The sequence below is a fragment of the Oceanivirga salmonicida genome (assembly GCF_001517915.1).
Taxonomy (GTDB): Bacteria; Fusobacteriota; Fusobacteriia; order Fusobacteriales; family Leptotrichiaceae; genus Oceanivirga; species Oceanivirga salmonicida.
Genome location: NZ_LOQI01000155.1, coordinates 1 through 698, shown reverse-complemented (window position 1 = coordinate 698; position 698 = coordinate 1). Strand labels below are relative to the sequence as shown.

The 698-nt window shown below is 18.6% G+C and carries 1 protein-coding gene; it reads right to left on the bottom strand.

The window, feature by feature from the left end; all coding sequences use genetic code 11:
- Nucleotides 1–116: 116 nt before the first annotated feature.
- On the bottom strand, nucleotides 117–698 hold a 582-nt coding region (locus AWT72_RS09850), incomplete at its 5' end, for a hypothetical protein (RefSeq protein WP_197407664.1).

Here is a 698-nt window from a genome sequence, read left to right as displayed (position 1 = left end):
ATATGGAGTTTTACAATTTATACATGAAAATTCCTTTTTATTTAAAGGATAATTAAGTAAAAGTTTATTATATTTAAAATAAGATATGTTTAAATTTAAGCATGCCCCATTTTAAATTATCTTCTATATATACTATTTAATTTATTTCTACATTTTTTAATAACTATATATATAGATAAAGATGATATTAATATATTAAGAGTTAACTGTGATACTAGTAAATATATATTGTATATTTCATATTTCAAAATCAAATAACTCATTAAAATATTTAAAGCGATAATAGCAACTGAAGTTATCAATGTAATTATTTGATTTGGACTATTTCTAGTTAATTCATTATATTTTTCTATATCTATTCTAGGCATTATTAATATATTTATTATTAATGATTCTGTTACAATATATACATTAGCACATATAATTGCAACTATGGAGCAAATCATTATTAGTAAGTTAAATCTAGTTAATAATATTATTCCAATAAATGAAAGTACGCTTATTATACCATTTAATATAAAGCCTTTTTTTAAATTATAAAATACTAAAGTATTTATATCGTAAAAAATGGTTTTAAATCTATTAAACTCAAAAGCAAATCTACTAACTGGTAATAAAAAATATATATTAAGTAATGACATAAAATATAACATAACACCTATAACACTTGATATTATTATAGTTGCAATTATATGTGC